Here is a 17,519-nt window from a genome sequence, read left to right as displayed (position 1 = left end):
ATGACGCTTTCAAAAAGTGATGGGGGAGAGCGTGTGGTTAATATGTGTATAGTCAGAACTCTGTGCGTAGCGTGTGATGTGCGCATGCTTAAATATGGTAGTATAGATGAATAGTTACCCGTATATAAGATGAGCACTTACCTTCACGTATGAAAGCAGTTATTCTTGCAGCCGGGCGCGGAAAACGCATGCTTCACTTGACTGAGGATACACCGAAACCCATGCTTCAGGTTGCAGGAAAGACATTGCTGGAGCACAAAATAGCAATGATGCCCGGTGAGATCGATGAGGTGGTGCTTGTGGTCGGATATCACGGCGACCAGGTTCGCTCACATTTTGGCGATTCCTACGACGGACGCAAAATAACCTACGTTCATACTGATGTGCTTGACGGAACCGGCGGAGCGCTTTGGAAGGCGCGTGAGCATCTCACTGAGCGTTTTCTTGTGATGATGGGCGATGACATTTACTGTCGGCAGGACATGGAAGCGCTTTTAGGGCATGGCTGGTCAATGGGAGTAACGACACTGCCGTATCTTGAGCGGGGAGGTCGCGTGACGTTGAATGACGACGGTACGCTTGCCGATATTGTTGAGGGAGTGCATCAGGTGAAAAATGGAACAGTGAACATTGGTATGTTCGTGTTGCAGCCAGATATTTTCTCGTACGATCTTGTAAAATTACCGGGTAAGGATGAATACGGGTTGCCGCAAACTATTTTGTCTGCCGCAAAGGACGGTCATCTTATCGCATTGGTTGAGTCACAGTTTTGGATGCAAATGACCTCCCCGGAAGATATCGAAAGGGCAGAGCAGTACTTCTCGTCAGATTCTTTCGAGAAGATAAATACTATTTAGACGTGGGTGAATTCAGGTCCGGTTTCGGTGTCGTGGATCTCATAGCCGGCTTGTTTAATATCTGCACGGAGTTTGTCTGCACGGTCGAAGTCTTTAGATGCACGAGCGTTTTCACGTTCCTGTGCAAGTTCAGCTACTTCTGGAGGAAGTTCGGTAATGCCAATAGATTCTCTGCCGGAGAAGTCAGCAAGGTCAATGCCAAGGAGATCAAGAATGTATTCAACCGTATAGCGTTCTGCTATACCGGTTAGTTCAGTGTCTTTGAGGGTTTCCCAGATAAGAGCTGTTAGTGTCGGCGTGTCAAGATCGTCATTTATTGCTTCAGTTATTTTGATCAGATATGCTTCCGGTACTACCGTGTCAGTCTTTGTGTTTCCCTCCGTGTCTTTCTGAGGGAGTTGATCGAGCTGTGTCTTGAGCCGTTCGAGTGCTCGCTGGGTTCCGAGGACAGCTTCAGGGTCAAATGTGATCGGTGAGCGGTAGTGAGCGGTCAAGAGCCAGTACCGGTACGAGAGAGGGTGAATACCGTCTTGTATCAGATCCTGAAGGGTAATAATGTTGCCATCAGACTTGGCCATTTTTGCACCCTTCAGATTAAGGTGTTCACTGTGAAGCCAGTAGCGAGCGAACGGTTTACCGGTGGCGCATTCGCTCTGGGCGATCTCGTTGGCGTGGTGAGGGAACTCAAGATCGATTCCTCCGGTGTGAATATCAATGGTCTCTCCTAGGTATTGAATAGCCATTGCTGAACACTCAAGATGCCAGCCGGGAAAACCTACTCCCCATGGTGAATTCCATTCTTGAAGCCGCTTTTCACTCTGTTGTGTTTTGGTCTTGGAGAATTTCCACAATGCAAAATCAGCCGGTTGTCGCTTTTGTTTATTTTCCTCAACTCGAGCTCCGGCCTGAAGACCACTCGCTTGTATTGTGCCAAGTTTTGGATAGTTCTCAGCGGCTGATGTATCAAAGTAAATGCCATCATCGGTAGCGTACGTCACTCCTTTTTTCTCTAGTTGCTCGATGAGTTCAATTTGCTGGTCGATATGCGCGGTCGCCATCGGGAAGCGAATGGTATTCCGGTCAATACCAAGATGATCAAGGTCACAAAGAAATGCGTCGGTGTAGAATTGCGCTATCTCTTCTGCGGTTTTGTTCTCTCTTTTGGCTTGAGCTTCTATTTTGTCAGCGCCGGTATCGTTAGTGTCACCGGTCAGATGACCGACATCGGTAATGTTGATAACTTGGTCAACGGTGTAGCCGTTGCTTTCCAGGGCACGACGTAGCGTGTCGGCAAAGACAAAGGAGCGCAGATTACCGATATGGGCATAGTGGTATACGGTCGGGCCGCAGTTGTACATGGTCACTCGTGGAGGATCGAGCGGTTCGAATACCTCCTTTTTGTTTGTCAGATCATTATATAGCGTAAGCATAGGGAAATGATACCACAGGATGCGGTCGAATACGGGCATTTCTTCTTTCTAGTAATTAAATAGAAAAAATAATTTATAACCACCCTTTACCTCTAAAGGTAAGGAAGAGAACGGCTGCAGAAACAGCCATAATGCTCAGTATGAACCAGAAATCATACGCGGCGCCAACGATAGGCATGTTGGATGCGTTCATTCCAAAGATAGACGCAACAAGCGTGATCGGAAGTGCGATGTAGGCGATAGAGGTTAGAGTTTGCATGCTCTCGTTTTGTTTCGTTCGGACAAGTGAATTGTTCGTGTCCTGAAGCTCACGTACAAGAGCCAGATCGTGGACGATCGTTTCCTGTATCTTGCTGTATTCCTCAAGCAAAGAGTCAATATTGTGAGCGAAATCGTTTTGATCAACGTGATGAGATGCGTCTTTCAGAGAGCGGAGCTGCTCGTCGTGGAGGTGGATCGTTTTTCTAATATCAAGGAAGCGACGATTGATCTGGGAAAGTGTAGTGACCATCTCGCGCTCTTGACCGGAAAAAATATCGTCCTCGGTACGATCAAGCCAATCTTCGGCGTATTCTATCTCGTGGTATACCGATTTATAGAGTTTTTTAAGTAGTGCAAAAAAGAGGGAGCTGCTTGTAGAAGGACTTGTTTTGTTATTGAGTATCGATCGAGTCTCGACCATCTTGCCGAACTTGTGGAGAGCATCGATCGTGTCATAGTGAACAGTGATGAGTGTGTTTTGAGTAAGCACAAAGTCTATTTCTTGCTTTGTGCCACCTTCTTTGTGGGTGTGCTGAAAGGCGGGAAAAAGAAACGCAGTGTATAAGAGGTCGCCGTGTAATTCCGTGGTTGGACGCGGCGAAGGAGTGGATAAGTCATTAATAATATCCGGAGACAGCATTATTTCGTTCATCAGTTCTCGCAACTCCTCGTGAGTTGGTTGATGAAGGTCGATCCAGGTAACGCCGTTGTGTTGGTAGTCTCGTCGCATAGTTGGTGTGCTTTGTATTTATGGTATCATAAGTTGATTACTTATGAGCAATGTCATGTGTGTATGAGTCAATACGGGAAACAAACACTCTCTGTGGTTATAGCTCTCGGACTGATGGTCTTTTCATTTGGAACCGGAGTTTATGTTGGCCTGTATCAAAACAGCGACGACCGAGCGAACGGTTTAAAGAATATCACTCAGGACAAGTCTGATGATGTTGATTTCAGTGCGTACTGGCGCGCTTGGAAATCAATTGATGAAAAGTATGTTCCTGCGGGAACATCCTCAGAAAGCACGATAACCGCTGAAGAAAAGTTGTGGGGCTCTATTCAGGGCTTAACATCTTCGCTCGGTGACCCGTATACGGTTTTCTTACCACCAAAGGACAATAAGTCGTTCGAGGAAGATATTAGCGGCAACTTCGAAGGGGTAGGGATGGAGGTTGGCATGCGTGACGGTGTCTTGACGGTAATTGCACCGCTTGAAGGAACACCGGCAAAACGAGCGGGTATTCAGTCTCAAGATATGATCGTTGAAATTGATGGTAGGTCTACCCAAGATATGGCTGTGGATGAAGCGGTGCAGATCATTCGTGGCGAGAAAGGGACTACGGTGACATTTACGATCATCCGCGAGGGAGAAGAAGAGCCGCTCACAATACCTGTGGTTCGAGACGCGATCGATATTCCGACGATCAATGCGTATGAGCGCAATGACGGTATTTACGTGATCGAGCTGTATAATTTCTCTGAACCATCTGCTTCGCTTTTTCGGCAGAGCATGAAAAGCTTTATCGAAAGTGGTAGTGATAAGTTAATCATTGATGTACGTCAGAATCCGGGCGGCTTTCTTACCGCAGCAGTAGACATGGCAAGCCACTTTCTTCCGGAAGGAAGTGTTGTTGTTCGCGAAGACTATGGAGACAAACGTGAAGATCAGGTTTGGCGAAGCAAAGGATACAATGTGGTAGACGACGATGTTGAAATAGCGATACTCGTAGATGGAGGGTCTGCGTCTGCCTCAGAAATTCTTGCCGGAGCTTTGAGTGAGCACGGAAAAGCAACTCTTGTAGGTACTCAAACATTCGGAAAGGGGTCGGTTCAGGAATTGGTGCAGATAACAAGTAATCCGAAAACATCGCTAAAAGTAACGATTGCCCAATGGGTAACCCCAGGCGGAAACTCGATCTCAGAAGCCGGCCTTACTCCACAGATCGAGGTGGAGCGTACACCGGAGCAGTATCAGCAGGGTGTAGACCCGCAGATGGATAAGGCTATTGAGTTGCTTAATCAGTAATTAAGCCGGGAGGTTAGGAGAGTTCTGTAGAGTTGTATAGCTTTACTGCAACCAGCGAGGAGCGGTTGAAAGCCTGCCTCTGCCGGCAGGCAGGCGTAGTTACAGCAAACTCTAAAGTGCTTTAAAATACATTTTAGGGTTTACTTTTACTGTTTCCTGTGTAGTATAGAATCACAATATAACTGAACTAATAACACATCATGAAAGTTATCCTTACCACAGACGTTAAAAAATTAGGCCGAAAAGGAGATATTATTGAGGTGGCAAAAGGCTACGCACTTAATTTTCTCGTTCCGCAGAAACGGGCTGAGGTTGCGACCATGAGCGCCCTTGCCGAAGCTGAGAGACGACACGAAAGGAATGCCGTAGCTGTTGCTGAGCGCTCTGAGGCTATAAAATCAGCTCTCAAGCCACTTATGGAGTCAGGTATTACTCTTAGTGCTGCCGCTAATGAAAAGGGACACCTTTTTGCTGCCATTCACAGTGCTGATATCGCCCAGACGCTTACAGAAAGATCAGGTGTTGAAATACCTGAGTCAGTGATCTCTGTTGGTAAGGAGGTAAAGGAGGTGGGTGAGTATAAGGTCGTGGTGGCAGTAGGTGAGGAAGAACTTGGGGTTCCGGTTGTAGTGAGTGCTGCTGAAGAGGCAGCCACTACCGCTTAGCGATCTGATTCAAAGGTAGATATTATATTATATAGAAAAAGACCTCGCACATGTGCGAGGTCTTTTTCGTTTGTTTGCCTGTTATCTGTCCGGGTCTACTGTGTTCTATACGGTAGTCTCGTCAATAGCTATAAATTTCTTTCGTGAGGTTGTATTGTCGAAACGCTTCTTGCGTCGCTCGAAGTAACGTACGATTCCAGGAACGAGTGCAAAGAGAGTGTGGTCAGTACCGATACCAACATTGTCGCTTGGCACGAATTTTGTGCCTCGCTGACGTACTAAAATATGCCCCGGGCGAACCTTTTCACCGTGGTTTTTCTTAATACCGAGATATTTTGGATTTGAATCTCGTGTGTTATTTGTAGATCCACCTGCTTTTTTGTGTGCCATATATTGCTACTACTATGATACTATTTAAAAACGAGTATATACGAATTTGAGTTTTTTGCAAGCTCCATTGTTTTCTTATGAACAGCTTTGCTGTGAATTAGAAATACAAGCAGTGCTCTGGTAGTATGGAACGTTCGTTATCCAAAAAAGCTTAAATTCGCTTCGCGGACGTTTTCGAAGAAAACGCCAAGAAGACGAGTTTTTTGCAAGCGATTTTTAGCTCTTGGGAGCGTAGCATATCTGGTTCTCAAAGAAAATTTATATAAATCAAGAAGATAAGCTTTATCAGCAAACCTGAGTCCTGTATACTGTAACACGAGATCTCGATGCGACCCTATACTGAAGAAACCAAGTCACGCACATTGCCTGTAAGGTCGACCCTGCTTTCGCAGTCTGCACTTGTAGCGCTGATAATTGCGTGCGTCGGGCTTTCATCGTTTGCGCTTGGCTGGTTGGCCGGGAGTGACAGTGTACACATAGAACCGACTATCGAGAGAACGGTTCCGGCAAAAGGTGAAGGTGATGTCGGGTTATACGTGGCTTCTAAGAATTCTGACATATTTCACTTTGCCTGGTGTTCAGGCGCTTCCAGAATAGCAGATCAGAACAAGATCTCATTTGCTACAGAAGAGGAGGCGCGACGGTCTGGATATACGCCGGCAAAAAACTGCCCGGGTTTGGATAATTAATATATGAAAGCATCAGTTAAAACAATAGGTATATATGTAAGCGGGATCTTGTGTCTCCTCATCGGTGTTATTGGCCTTGTCTTACCTATTTTGCAAGGAGTATTGTTTATTATCATTGGGCTTAGCATTCTGTCTTTGCGCTGGCCATGGCTTGCTCATAAGCGAGACAGTTTTCTTGTTCGATACCCGCTCATTGGCAGGCAGTATGCATATGTTCGGGTGAAAGCAGTGCGATTCAGCGAGAGGGTAAGGCGCACGTTGTCGTATCAGTAATTTTTATTAGATGTAACGTATCACATACGTAGTAGCAAATGATAGTTCTTGATATCGAAACAACCGGACTTGATCCAGATCGATCGAGCATTGTGTCTCTCGGGGCGGTTTCCTTGGTAGATACCAATAAGACCTTTTATATGGAGTGTCGGGTTTGGAATGGGGCTGAGATACATCAGGAGGCGCTCAATGTGAATGGTTTTACCCGAGACGAGATTATGGATGAGGAGAAGTGCAGTGATGCACAGCTTATCGCGAAGTTCTCAGAGTGGCTTGCTCAACAAAATGACTATGTTTTTGGTGGACTTAATCATCATTTTGATCTTCTATTTATTATGGCTGCAGCAAGGCGGGGCGGGATCACGGTTGGTCTTGAGTCGGGGAGCGTTGTGCCAAAACGCATTGTGGATCTCCACTCTGTTTGCTACGCACACATGGTAGCGCGTGGCGTAGCGCCTCCGGTGTCTGAAAATGGCTTTTCAAAACTTCGAGGTGAGGATATCTACAAATACGTTGGTATTCCAGCCGAGCCTCATCCGCACAACTCGCTTAATGGCGCCGTTTGGGAAGCGGAGTCGTTGTCACGGCTACTGTATCAACGCTCAAGTTTTGAGAAGTTCTTTGACCACTCGATTCCGTGGCTTGAAGAGAGTGGTGCAAAAAGGTAAAGTAACTACCTATGCAAAGCAGTCACAATGTCATTCTATATTACAAGTACGTTACCGTTGAAGATCCTGCTGCTCTTCGTGATGCCCAGTGGAAGCTGTGTAGTGAGCTTGGTCTGACCGGACGGGTTATTCTTGCTGAAGAGGGTATAAATGGAACCCTTGAGGGGGAATCAGAGAGTATCGAGGTGTACTGTGAGACACTCAAGAAGGATGCGCGATTTGCGGATATTGTTTTCAAGAAGAGCGAGGGCACCGGTTCTTCTTTTCCAAAACTATCGATAAAGGTACGTAATGAGATCGTGAGCTCGGGTGTGAAGGGAGTGGATCCTAGTAAGGAGAGTGCACCATATATTACTCCGGATGAACTGCATAAATGGTATGAAGAAGGTAGGGAGTTCTATGTGCTTGATATGCGAAATGACTACGAGCTTGCGGTCGGGTGTTTAGATAAAACAGTACCATCAGGCATGAATACCTTTCGTGATGTTCAAAAGCTTCCGGAAAAAGTAAAAGACCTTGGAGATCGCCCTGTTGTGTCTGTTTGTACCGGAGGGGTACGTTGTGAAAAGGCGACTGCTCACGTGCTTAAACAGGGAGGATTAAAGAATGTGTATCAGCTCCAGGGTGGAATTGATCAGTATGTGAAGAAGTACCCGGGAAAGCATTTCAAGGGGAAATTGTATGTATTTGACGGTCGTGTTGTAATGGATACTTCCTCGTCGGATGTTGTTGGTCACTGTGAGCTGTGTGAAGAAAAGTGCGAACGGTATATTAATTGCAAAGAGGCTGAGTGCAATAGGCATTTTATCTGTTGTACGTCGTGCTCGTCTGAAGATAGGGGAGAGTGTTGTGGTCGGTGCGTCTCATCTGCTACGTCCCATACGAAAGAATAGAGATTCGGAGTATTATTATTTCTATCGTTCGAGACATGTGGTATTCTCTAGCAGATAGGAGGAGGGGTTAGACGAAACTTGCAGACTCAGCATTCGGACGGAACGAAAGCAAGCTTTCGACCGCTCCTCACTGGGGCCTGTAGGCAAAGCCTGCTCCAACTGCGCTCAGGAAAAATAAAAGTAAACTTTTGTTTTCTCCTTCGCTTGTTGGAGTAAGCAAAGCTTGCAAACCCTCGTTCGAAGAGAATATAAATTAAAAATTTGCATTCTGCTTCTCACTCGGGCCTGTAAGAAGATCTTGCAGACCCGGCGTTCGGACGGAACGAAAGCAAGCTTTCGACCGCTCCTCACTGGGGCCTGTAGCTCAATTGGTAGAGCGCACGCATGGCATGCGTGAGGCAAGGGGTTCAAATCCCCTCAGGTCCACTGCTTCGCTCGATGCTGCCGCATCGAGCTACGCAGTGCAAGCACGATAGTGCGAAGTACTGCGTCAAAATACTCCCGACAGGAAGTATTTGTGTAATCATCTGTCCGGAGGTGTGTCTTTTATTGCATGCCATATTCAAAAAGGGAAGATCTTCCAAAGCAGGTTCAAGATCCATTAGAGGACGTGCCTCACGCACAGGATATTTGGATGGAGGCGTACAATAGTGCAATGGAGCAATATGACGGAGAAGAAAGTCGCGCTGCCCGTGTTGCCTGGGCGGCAGTTAAGGAAAAATACGAAAAGGGAAGTGATGGTAAATGGCACCCTAAGGAGTAAAAGGCGTAGCTATTAAAATGAAAAACCGCCCGCAGCCATACTGCTGGGGCGGTTAACAGAACTTGTTTGCCAACGTGGAAGCGTAAACAGCTTTCATCTCTTTGCCTTTTTTCGCAAGCTGTTTTCGAAGCATCTGCTGTCTCCTGAGGAACTCAGCCTGTAGGTAGAGGTAGAAAATCTTCTCTGCCTCAGAGACCCCTCGTCCTTCTTTAAACTTTCTTGCAAGTGGACGAACGGCGTGCCTATGGTAGACGCTGGCATATTCGCACATGTCCTTCCACAGCACAGTGAGTCTCCGGTCCCTTTGGCAGAACTCATAGATTCCCCAGAGATCTTCCTCTGCGGTCATTCGGTGGAACGCTCGGATCTTTTCCTCTCTTTTCCTCATAATTTCTTTCATGGCCTTTCTCCATGGTTGGCGGTCCCTGCCAGGTTGAACAAAATACGTAAGAATTACTGAAACAGTTATATCACATATTAGAAAAATGTCTAGGTACTGTCCAGGTATAGCTCGTATGAAAAAAAGTATGCTCAAAAAACCTCACATATCCTAATGAAAGTACAGTTGAGTTAGGCAAGGGGAGGGAACAGAGTAAATATCACTCTACTTGTCTGCCTTACTGATTCGATAGAATGGTGCAACGTATTCACAAGTATGGTATTTATAAAATAACGCTCAATAGAGCAGTATTATTGAAATATCTCTTGCAAGGAAGAGGGAAGTGTGCTAGTTTATCTGCGTTGCCGTAGCCGGCATTTTTTTGTTTTCAGTTCATTTTTGGCGTCTGTGATCCCGTCTATACCACGGATCCAGGAGAGTTAAACTTAAATTCAAAAATACTTGACAAAATATAACAGTGTGTTATTGTATACCTGTTGAAGGCTGCGGAGATCTCGTCATTTCACAGCAGGATCGATGGGTTGACCCTGCACGAAATGAGACGAGAGCACCCCTTAGCAAGCCACTTTTTCTCACTCACTGCGGTTGTAGAGAGGGAAGTCCTCTCTAGTAATTGTGGTACCCGGCTTGATATAAGGGCATTACTACTAGTGATAGGCTTATATTACGTCTTGCAACGATTGGAATGCTTGTAACGCATATATCAGTAGCAGGAGTTACCGCTGATTCACCGATATCACTTGAACCGATAAACGTTATTGCAGTTGAGCAAAGCGAGCAACAGGATGCTGAAATTGCCCAAAGTAATGATGTTGATGAGGCTCAGGCAGATAAGGAAGGATCAAACAAAGGATTAACTACCGACGAGATCGTGCGCGCTTATTTCGCTGATTCACCGGAGATGTATGATGTCGCTTGGTGTGAGTCTCGAGTAAGACAGTATAAAGAGAACGGTTCTGTTTTACGAGGTTATGTTGATTCAAATGACGTTGGTGTCATGCAGATCAACGAGCGATACCACCTCGAACGCGCGGAAGAGCTCGGTTACAACATTTACAGTCTTGAGGGAAACCTGGCATATGCCAAGCTTCTCTACGAGGATCAAGGACTTCAGCCATGGTCAGCATCTAAACCGTGTTGGTCGGGAAGAAGTCAGATCGCTCAACGATAGCATCTCAAAAACCTCTCGCCTTTGGCGAGAGGTTTTTGTTCGTTCCATCTATATGCTTTCTGTTGCTTATTTCTTACCGTGAAATTTTTCGTGAATATTTTTAAGCTGTTTGTTGGTGACGTGTGTGTATACCTGAGTAGTGGAGACATTTTTGTGACCAAGAAGCTCTTGTACACTTCTGAGGTCTGCTCCGTGGGAGAGAAGGTCGGTGGCGTATGTGTGGCGAAGCGTGTGCGGAGTTACTTTCTTTGAGATGCCGGCAAGCATGGCGCATTGGGAGATCATCTTTTGAATATATCGGGGAGAGAGTCGCTTGTTTCCCGGGTCACGTGATCGGATGTTACTGAAAAGTGGTTTCTCTACATCACCTCGTGAACCAAGATATTCGCGAAGCCACTGAGCTGCTCGAGGAGAGATGAAAATTGTACGAACACGATTGCCTTTGCCTACGATCGCAAGCTCATATGTTTTGTCAGTTGAGCCGTCCTTGAGAAAAGACATTTGATCTTGATCAAGCGCGACGAGTTCCGCAATACGCATTCCTGATGAAAACAGGAGTTCCATAATCGCTCGGTCTCGCAGACCTTTCGGGGTAGAAGTGTCCGGTACTGCCACAATGGATTCAATGTCGTTGTATTCAAGAAAAGATATAGCCTCTTCGGTCTTCTGCTTTGCAAGTTTCACTTTTGTAGAAGGTAGTGACCCCATGTCGCGATCAGAAAAGTAATTAAGTAAAGCCCGGAGCGCGATCAAATAATAATTCTGAGATTTTTTACTCAAATGCTTACCGGCAGGGGACTTATAGGTTCGAGCAAGATATAATCGATATTCCCAAACATGTTCGGCAGTAAGGTTGTGGGGGAGGAGAGTGCTGTTCCCCGTCTTTGTAAGCCAGAGTTCAAAGACCTGCAGGTACTGTTTGTAGTTGCGTTGAGTATTACTCGACAGCCCTTTCTCGATCTCGCAGTAATCGAGAAAGGGGAGTATATGAGCAGTGATAGGTTTGTCGCTTTTCATAGTATAAGTGTATCATAGAGTATTGTTCGCACAATATATGTAAAACGAACAAGACCTGTTTTTTCTCATAAACACAGTCTAATTATAAACCCTCATCCTGCGTCTTTCCACCTCCCTGCCCATACATAAAAAAGTGCGTAAAAAGTGGTGACGACATGGTTAGTACTATCTACCCCCACCTCTTTTATTATTATGCTTTTTTACTTCTATCTCTATTCTCGTTTGGTCGCGTGCTTAATAATGTTGTTTGCTCTTCTTCCCATAGCCTTTCTAGAGGATGCTACCTACCACTAGGTTTGTAGGCGCGGGCTGATTTTTGGTACTGTTGATCATTCGTTAAGCTCTTTTATGAGCAGGCGAACGGTTTAGAGGTTATATTGAGCCTCTGTGCGCCTCTGTGAGCGTTTTAAATCATTTATAGATACAAATCTACCTTTGAAGATAAAATAACCCGGTGAGATTGAATTTGGATAGAATTTTTTAGAGTTTGTCCTAACTATGTTCTTCGATCGTAACTCTTGATACTTAATTGCGATCGTACAGAAATAAAACAGTAATAAAAAAACTTAATCAAGTAATCCTTCCCACCATTCCCCGGTCAGATTTAAAAAGAGATAGATCGGCCCGTAGATCGGCAGTAAGAGAAAGAACAGAATTCGTTTTAGTATTTTTGGCATAGGTAGAGTTATTGTAAATTAGGTTCGCACAATATTTTCCTGTATTAAAAACAGATTTAAAACAGTGATGCTATCGGTTGTATCAGATACTGGTCGAAAAGTGGTCCCCAGGACAGCAGCCAGCCATATACATCAACGCCAAAATAGAATTGGATGAATAATAAGGCGACGACGACAAGAATTACATGTCTGATAAATCCACTACTCCCCGATTTATCATGTGATGGATGTCTTGCCATACGGTACTCTTCTATTATTTCAGGTAGTCGATCGGGTCTAGATATGCATTAAGGTCGGCGATCGGAATGGTCGCATCTTTGCATCCGTTGCTGCTAGTATATTTTACCACACGCACACCCTCGGTAGCGTATACGGTGAAGTGAAGGTGTGGTCCGGTCGAGAATCCTGTATTTCCGGCGTACCCGATCACGTCTCCCGTAGATACGCCTTGACCTTGTGATACTTTAATTAAGGAAAGATGAGCGTACATGGTAGAAAGGCCGTTCGAATGCTCTAGGAGCACCCATTTACCATACGAGTAGCAACCCGGTATAGCATCAGTGTTGCCTGTTGCTCTTACTACTCCGCCAAGTGGTGCGGAGATTGGAGTGCCGACACTCGTTCGAAAATCAAGACCGTTGTGCCCGTTGCCTTTATAGGCAGCTGTGCGTTTTGAAAAGCTTGTGTGTCCAAAGTATTGGGTAACACAGTTGGCATGGCTTCCTCCACCGTCCCAACATGAACGTAGTGACATGTCAGGTACCGGGCTTGCTAATACACCGGTCCCTCTTTCCGGGAACTTGTTCGGGTCAATGGCGATCTGAAGCTCGGATTCAAGTCGTGCTACATCCTTTTCAAATTCCTCATGTTGACGGTTTTTCTCGGCCAAGATAGCTCGATACTGCTCCTCCTTGCTTCGAGTTGCACCAAGCACTTTTGATTGCTCGTGTTCGTTGCTCTCTAGTATTTGTTTCTTGTCGCTCAGTGTGGCACGCCACTTTTCAAGTTCTTCTTTGGTTTGGATCGTCTCGATCTGCTTTTCTTCCATTTCTTCCCTCAGTTCTATAAGTGACTCAATCCGTGAATGCACTCCTTCCTGGAGCTGGTCGAGTGATTCTATCTCATCCCAGAGGCCGGAAATAGTGCCGTGGATCAACATTGCTTCGATCAATGTGGTATTGTCCTCTTGATCTATTTCTCGGAGGATCTCAGCTACCGCTTCTCGGTGGAGTGCAACACGTTCTTCAATGTCGCCCATTTCAAGCGCTAGCTTGTCTATGGTATAGCTCTTAGAAGAGATCTGGTTTTGAGCAACTCCTATCTCTGCTTCAAGTTTTGATCGGGAGGCTCTCAATTCAGCTAATTTTTGCTCAATGGTTTCTGCTTCAGCGCTGGTTTGGTTGAGCTCGTTTTCGTATTTTTTGATCTCCTTTTCTAGGTTGTCGATCTGCCCTTGTCTCTCTTGGATATGCCTACGAAGGTCATCGATCTCGCTTCCCTGTAGGCCGGTTGGGCCAGCAACAATGCTTGTTGCCAGGAGAGCAACGCTAAAGAGTCCGAATATGAGCTCACGCCAGTGTTTTAGAAATAGTTGCATCAACAGTATATGATACCTTACGAACTCTTAATTACGAAATTTGTAACGTAAAGCTATTATAACGCTGAATCTAGTTTTTGTTGAGCGTTTTTTACGCGCGTAAGTGTTTCTGTTTTTCCGAGTGCTTCAGTTAATGTAAATGGGTCAGGTGACTTTTCTTTCCCGGAAAGGGCGTAGCGAAGTGGCCAGAGAACATCCCCTTTCCCTTCTGCCTCTGCATAGTCCCAGAGCGACTCCTTTAGCTTGTCGTACTCGAATGCATTTTCCGGCAGACCCTCAAGAGTGTTGTATACAGTAGATAGGTGCTCGCGTGCTTTTTCAAGGGTGCTCTTTTTCCAAACGAGTGCTTGTGCGTCAGGGTAGGTCGGGGCTTCGAAAAAATAATCAAGCTCGCCGCTGGTGAGCAGCTCAGTGGCATCCTTAAAGGTCTCGATCCGCTCAGTTATGATAGGTACGATACGATCAAAGACCTCGTTCGTTAGTTTCCATTTCTTCTCGGTTAATCGCGGTGATCGCAAAAGGAATTCTCGCAGGAATGTATGAAGAGTGTCTACTGGAAGACGTTTAATGTGTTCACGATTTATCCAGCGCATTTTTTCTTCACTGAATATTGCCCCGCCTTTGTGGATGCGTTCAAGTGAGAATTCCTTAAGAAGTTCATCACGGGAAAATATTTCTTGTTCAGTTCCCGGGTTCCAGCCCAAGAGAGCCATGTAGTTTAAAATTGCGTCAGGGAGAAATCCCTCATCACGATATTCAAGGATCGCTCGGGCTCCGTTTCTTTTGGATAGTTTGCTTTTGTCCGTTGCTAGTATAAGCGGTATATGCGCATAGATCGGACGAGGTGCCTGGATCGCTTTCTGGATCAGTATATGACGAGGTGTATTTGATATATGGTCTTCACCGCGAATGACGTGAGTGATGCCGGAGTCGTAGTCGTCAACAACAACTGCTAGATGGTAGAGCGGCTCGTTCATGCTTTTGGCTATTACAAAATCTCCTAGGTCGGTTGTATCAAATGTAACGTCTCCTCGCACTGCATCACGAAACACGACCTCTTCGTTCGGGTTTTTAAAGCGGATCACTTCTGCTCGCTGTCCTTCTTTTTTGACTTCTTCTTTTGATATATATGCTTGTCCGTTATCAATAAGTTGTTGGAGCACCTCGGCGTGACGGGCACTACGATCGGACTGCCTGTATGCGTCATCGGCCTCGATGCCGAGCCAGTTAAGGCTCTCGTAAATATTCGTTTCGAATTCCGGAGTACTTCGTTCCTTGTCCGTGTCTTCGATTCGAAGAACAAAGGTACCGTTATTCTGCCGTGCATATAACCAGCTGTAGAGGGCTGTGCGGTAGCTACCAACATGAAGAACCCCTGTTGGTGAGGGTGGGAAACGAGTTATGATCGCTGCTGATGGGTCTGAATTCATAAATAGTTTTAGTTCTGGTGTTAGTGCTGTGCAATGGTGTAGAGTTCGTTAGCAATGATCTCTGCGGCGTCAGGGTATACGAAGAATTGGGTGCTTTTCTTCATCTGTTCATACACCTCTGGCTGCTTGAGAATTCGTCGGATCTCTGAAGGAAGAATATTGACTGTGAGATTTGACTCTTCGACAACGCTTGCGGCGCCGATGCGGGCGTAGGAAAAGGCGTTTGTACGCTGATGGTCTCCATTTGAGTCTTCAATCGGAATTATAATACTCGGAATCCCCCACTGAGCGATCTCAAAGATCGTTGATCCGGCTCGAGAAATCACAAGCGACGCCGCACCCGCCGCGTACGCCATTTCGGTGCTATTCAGTGAGCCAACCGGAATATAACGTTCACCGTGTTCATGTTCATGAAGGATCGCTCGTGCCACCTCACTTGTTTCTTCGAGATTCCCCTCCCCTGTCTGATGGATCACAACGTACTCATTGAGGAGTTGAGGTAATACGTTAATGATCGCGCTGTTAATGTTCTGTGCTCCTTGTGACCCGCCAAGTATCAGTAATACCGGCACGTCTGATGTGATGCCAAAGTGATCTCGAGCCCCTTCCTTAATTGGTTTCTGAATATGTTCTCGTACCGGCTGGCCGGTGTGGGCAACCTTTTCCTTTGGAAAATAACGAGCGGCATCTTTGTAGGAAACAGCGATTCTAGTAGCAAATTTTGCGGCCCACCTATTTGTTCTGCCGGGCACACTGTCTGATTCGTGGATCACGACCGGGATACGTAGTATACGAGCCGCCCAGAGTACCGGCACGCTCCCGTACGCGCCTTTCGCAAATACGGCATCAGGATAGAGTAAGAATAGTTTCCAAATAGCCAAGAAAATACCGGCAATGGTTTTAAAAACATCGAGTACGTTTTGAAAGGAAAAATACCGTCGCACTTTGCCGGCCGGGATGCTGTCATACTGTAGTCCGACAGCTTGAAGCATCGCTTCGTCGTATGCTTCGGGAGCAATATAGTACAGCGTTGACGAATCGCTCTGGTGTTCGTTCTCTAGTTTTTTCTGGAGCTGTTCAGCAACGGCTATGATCGGGTAGAAGTGTCCGCCTGTTCCGCCTCCGGTAAATACTATTTTCATGTATCAGGCTTAAAAGTTAGAAGGTTTACTGGTCATATATTTGGATACGTTGAGTATAATACCAACCTCAACAAGGGTTATTATAAGTGCAGTACCGCCGTGACTTATGAACAAGAGCGGCATTCCGGAGAGCGGAATCATGCCAAGCATTGCCGCTATGTTCATAAATGATTGGACAACGATCAGTATAACAATTCCGACCACCAAAAGTCGAGAAAAGAAATCAGGAGCCCGAGCCGCGATGTAAAGACCTCGATATGCAAAAAAGATAAAAAGCGCAATGATCGCGAAGCTTCCAATGAAACCGAACTCCTCTGCGGCAACTGCAAAGATGGAGTCTCCGATAGGTTCAGGCAGAAAGCCAAACTTTTGGATGCTCTGGCCAAAACCTCGTCCGGAAAATCCACCGGAACCGATCGCGATCAAGGATTGACGGATCTGGTAACTGGCGCCAAGCGGATCCTGCGTGGGATCAAGAAACGTAAGAATGCGACCCATAATATATGGTCGTGATAATGCGAGTACCACTGCCCCGCTTAGTCCGGCTGCTATCACAATACCTATATGACGCCAGCGCGCTCCGGCAACCATGTACATAGCGAGTCCCGCGAACACGATCATGGCAAAGGTGTCAGTATCTCGCTGACCGAGTACTATTGCTCCGGTTATAACAAGTAAAACAAGAAATGGTAGAAGCCCGTATAAATATGTGTGAACACGCTTTCGCACACCGGAAAGCCAAGCAGCAAAATAGATAACGAATCCGATCTTAAGAACCTCAGATGGTTGAAGTGTGAACGGCCCGAGTGAAAGCCATCGCCGGGCGCCACCATGCTCAAAACTGATCTGAGGTATAAAAACAAGAAGCGTCAGAATAATCGACGCACAAAAAACATAGAACGCATACGCGCGCCAGTTACGGTAGTGTATATGACTCACAATGAACATTGCCCCGGTTCCACCAACTAAACCAAAAAGGAACTGCTTTAATACAACATCAGAAAAAGTAACCCTCTCTTGTGCAAGGAGTCCTAGTGAGGCAGAAATAAATATGAAAAAGCCGCCTACAACAAGAATGAGAGCGGCTATGAAAAACGGTCGGTCAAATGTGCGTTTGTGAGTAGTCATGGTGTACGTACGAGGCGTGACTTTTCGAGTTGTGCGTACGTG

Annotated in this window: 17 protein-coding genes and 1 tRNA gene; 9 read left to right on the top strand and 9 right to left on the bottom strand. The window is 46.0% G+C overall.

Annotation, left to right across the window (positions count from 1 at the left end; genetic code table 11):
• Positions 1-149 precede the first annotated feature (149 nt).
• A complete protein-coding gene (locus WD312_03240; GenBank protein MEX2564102.1) occupies positions 150-857 on the top strand; it encodes a nucleotidyltransferase family protein in 708 nt (235 codons plus the stop codon).
• Here WD312_03240 and cysS read toward each other — a convergent pair.
• On the bottom strand, positions 854-2,287 hold the full coding sequence (gene cysS, locus WD312_03235) for a cysteine--tRNA ligase (protein ID MEX2564101.1): 1,434 nt from the start codon (positions 2,285-2,287) through the stop codon (positions 854-856). The genes WD312_03240 and cysS overlap by 4 nt on opposite strands.
• A gap of 73 nt (positions 2,288-2,360) precedes the next feature.
• Positions 2,361-3,278, bottom strand: a complete 918-nt coding sequence (locus WD312_03230; protein MEX2564100.1) for a CorA family divalent cation transporter — start codon at positions 3,276-3,278, stop codon at positions 2,361-2,363.
• Between the two features lie 63 nt (positions 3,279-3,341).
• Between WD312_03230 and WD312_03225 the strand changes: the two genes are divergently transcribed.
• Both WD312_03225 and rplI read left to right on the top strand, forming a co-directional pair.
• Positions 3,342-4,574 (top strand): S41 family peptidase, encoded by a 1,233-nt coding sequence (locus tag WD312_03225; GenBank protein MEX2564099.1) that lies wholly within the window; start codon positions 3,342-3,344, stop codon positions 4,572-4,574.
• A 200-nt stretch (positions 4,575-4,774) separates the two neighbouring features.
• The gene (gene rplI, locus WD312_03220) at positions 4,775-5,239 is read left to right on the top strand and encodes a 50S ribosomal protein L9 (GenBank protein MEX2564098.1); all 465 of its coding nucleotides are present in this window, start codon (positions 4,775-4,777) and stop codon (positions 5,237-5,239) included.
• Between the two features lie 105 nt (positions 5,240-5,344).
• Here the strand turns inward: rplI and rpmA are convergent, their stop codons facing one another.
• A complete protein-coding gene (rpmA, locus tag WD312_03215; GenBank protein MEX2564097.1) occupies positions 5,345-5,629 on the bottom strand; it encodes a 50S ribosomal protein L27 in 285 nt (94 codons plus the stop codon).
• Positions 5,630-5,955: 326 nt separating this feature from the next.
• Between rpmA and WD312_03210 the strand changes: the two genes are divergently transcribed.
• The 5 genes from WD312_03210 (at position 5,956) to WD312_03190 (ending at position 8,915) form a co-directional block, all read left to right on the top strand.
• Positions 5,956-6,318, top strand: coding sequence for a hypothetical protein (locus tag WD312_03210; GenBank protein ID MEX2564096.1), 363 nt, complete (start codon positions 5,956-5,958; stop codon positions 6,316-6,318).
• Between the two features lie 311 nt (positions 6,319-6,629).
• Positions 6,630-7,259 (top strand): exonuclease domain-containing protein, encoded by a 630-nt coding sequence (locus tag WD312_03205; GenBank protein MEX2564095.1) that lies wholly within the window; start codon positions 6,630-6,632, stop codon positions 7,257-7,259.
• An 11-nt stretch (positions 7,260-7,270) separates the two neighbouring features.
• Entirely contained in the window at positions 7,271-8,152 is an 882-nt protein-coding gene (locus WD312_03200) for a rhodanese-related sulfurtransferase (protein MEX2564094.1), read from the top strand.
• A 353-nt stretch (positions 8,153-8,505) separates the two neighbouring features.
• Positions 8,506-8,578: transfer RNA gene (locus tag WD312_03195), tRNA-Ala, on the top strand.
• 127 nt (positions 8,579-8,705) lie between these two features.
• On the top strand, positions 8,706-8,915 hold the full coding sequence (locus WD312_03190; GenBank protein MEX2564093.1) for a ChaB family protein: 210 nt from the start codon (positions 8,706-8,708) through the stop codon (positions 8,913-8,915).
• Between the two features lie 52 nt (positions 8,916-8,967).
• Here the strand turns inward: WD312_03190 and WD312_03185 are convergent, their stop codons facing one another.
• Complete coding sequence (locus WD312_03185) at positions 8,968-9,315, bottom strand: hypothetical protein (protein MEX2564092.1); 348 nt, start codon at positions 9,313-9,315, stop codon at positions 8,968-8,970.
• A gap of 685 nt (positions 9,316-10,000) precedes the next feature.
• On the opposite strand from WD312_03185, the gene WD312_03180 reads away from it, so the two are divergent.
• On the top strand, positions 10,001-10,486 hold the full coding sequence (locus WD312_03180) for a hypothetical protein (protein MEX2564091.1): 486 nt from the start codon (positions 10,001-10,003) through the stop codon (positions 10,484-10,486).
• Positions 10,487-10,552: 66 nt separating this feature from the next.
• Here the strand turns inward: WD312_03180 and WD312_03175 are convergent, their stop codons facing one another.
• From WD312_03175 to WD312_03155, 5 genes are all read right to left on the bottom strand, one after another.
• Positions 10,553-11,503, bottom strand: coding sequence for a tyrosine-type recombinase/integrase (locus WD312_03175; protein MEX2564090.1), 951 nt, complete (start codon positions 11,501-11,503; stop codon positions 10,553-10,555).
• A 930-nt stretch (positions 11,504-12,433) separates the two neighbouring features.
• Positions 12,434-13,777 carry a peptidoglycan DD-metalloendopeptidase family protein gene (locus WD312_03170; protein MEX2564089.1) on the bottom strand — a complete coding sequence of 448 codons (1,344 nt, stop codon included), beginning with the start codon at positions 13,775-13,777 and terminating at the stop codon, positions 12,434-12,436.
• 56 nt (positions 13,778-13,833) lie between these two features.
• Entirely contained in the window at positions 13,834-15,207 is a 1,374-nt protein-coding gene (gene gltX, locus WD312_03165; GenBank protein ID MEX2564088.1) for a glutamate--tRNA ligase, read from the bottom strand.
• A 20-nt stretch (positions 15,208-15,227) separates the two neighbouring features.
• On the bottom strand, positions 15,228-16,349 hold the full coding sequence (locus WD312_03160) for a UDP-N-acetylglucosamine--N-acetylmuramyl-(pentapeptide) pyrophosphoryl-undecaprenol N-acetylglucosamine transferase (protein MEX2564087.1): 1,122 nt from the start codon (positions 16,347-16,349) through the stop codon (positions 15,228-15,230).
• Between the two features lie 9 nt (positions 16,350-16,358).
• Complete coding sequence (locus WD312_03155; GenBank protein MEX2564086.1) at positions 16,359-17,477, bottom strand: putative peptidoglycan glycosyltransferase FtsW; 1,119 nt, start codon at positions 17,475-17,477, stop codon at positions 16,359-16,361.
• Positions 17,478-17,519 lie beyond the last annotated feature (42 nt).

Source organism: Candidatus Paceibacterota bacterium (assembly GCA_040905715.1).
In the GTDB taxonomy this organism is placed as follows: domain Bacteria; phylum Patescibacteriota; class Minisyncoccia; order Phycocordibacterales; family CSBR16-193; genus JBBDHZ01.
Note: the sequence above shows the minus strand (reverse complement) of the source record. Positions and strands in the feature narration are given on the sequence as shown.

Coding starts and splice junctions, on each gene's coding strand:
- WD312_03225 (MEX2564099.1), top strand. CDS start 3,342: ATGAGTCAATACGGGAAACAAACACTCTCTGTGGTTATAGCTCTCGGA.
- WD312_03205 (MEX2564095.1), top strand. CDS start 6,630: ATGATAGTTCTTGATATCGAAACAACCGGACTTGATCCAGATCGATCG.
- WD312_03160 (MEX2564087.1), bottom strand. CDS start 16,349: ATGAAAATAGTATTTACCGGAGGCGGAACAGGCGGACACTTCTACCCG.
- gltX (MEX2564088.1), bottom strand. CDS start 15,207: ATGAATTCAGACCCATCAGCAGCGATCATAACTCGTTTCCCACCCTCA.
- WD312_03190 (MEX2564093.1), top strand. CDS start 8,706: ATGCCATATTCAAAAAGGGAAGATCTTCCAAAGCAGGTTCAAGATCCA.
- WD312_03180 (MEX2564091.1), top strand. CDS start 10,001: ATGCTTGTAACGCATATATCAGTAGCAGGAGTTACCGCTGATTCACCG.
- WD312_03170 (MEX2564089.1), bottom strand. CDS start 13,777: ATGCAACTATTTCTAAAACACTGGCGTGAGCTCATATTCGGACTCTTT.
- WD312_03175 (MEX2564090.1), bottom strand. CDS start 11,503: ATGAAAAGCGACAAACCTATCACTGCTCATATACTCCCCTTTCTCGAT.
- cysS (MEX2564101.1), bottom strand. CDS start 2,287: ATGCTTACGCTATATAATGATCTGACAAACAAAAAGGAGGTATTCGAA.
- WD312_03185 (MEX2564092.1), bottom strand. CDS start 9,315: ATGAAAGAAATTATGAGGAAAAGAGAGGAAAAGATCCGAGCGTTCCAC.
- WD312_03230 (MEX2564100.1), bottom strand. CDS start 3,278: ATGCGACGAGACTACCAACACAACGGCGTTACCTGGATCGACCTTCAT.
- WD312_03210 (MEX2564096.1), top strand. CDS start 5,956: ATGCGACCCTATACTGAAGAAACCAAGTCACGCACATTGCCTGTAAGG.
- WD312_03200 (MEX2564094.1), top strand. CDS start 7,271: ATGCAAAGCAGTCACAATGTCATTCTATATTACAAGTACGTTACCGTT.
- WD312_03155 (MEX2564086.1), bottom strand. CDS start 17,477: ATGACTACTCACAAACGCACATTTGACCGACCGTTTTTCATAGCCGCT.
- WD312_03240 (MEX2564102.1), top strand. CDS start 150: ATGAAAGCAGTTATTCTTGCAGCCGGGCGCGGAAAACGCATGCTTCAC.
- rplI (MEX2564098.1), top strand. CDS start 4,775: ATGAAAGTTATCCTTACCACAGACGTTAAAAAATTAGGCCGAAAAGGA.
- rpmA (MEX2564097.1), bottom strand. CDS start 5,629: ATGGCACACAAAAAAGCAGGTGGATCTACAAATAACACACGAGATTCA.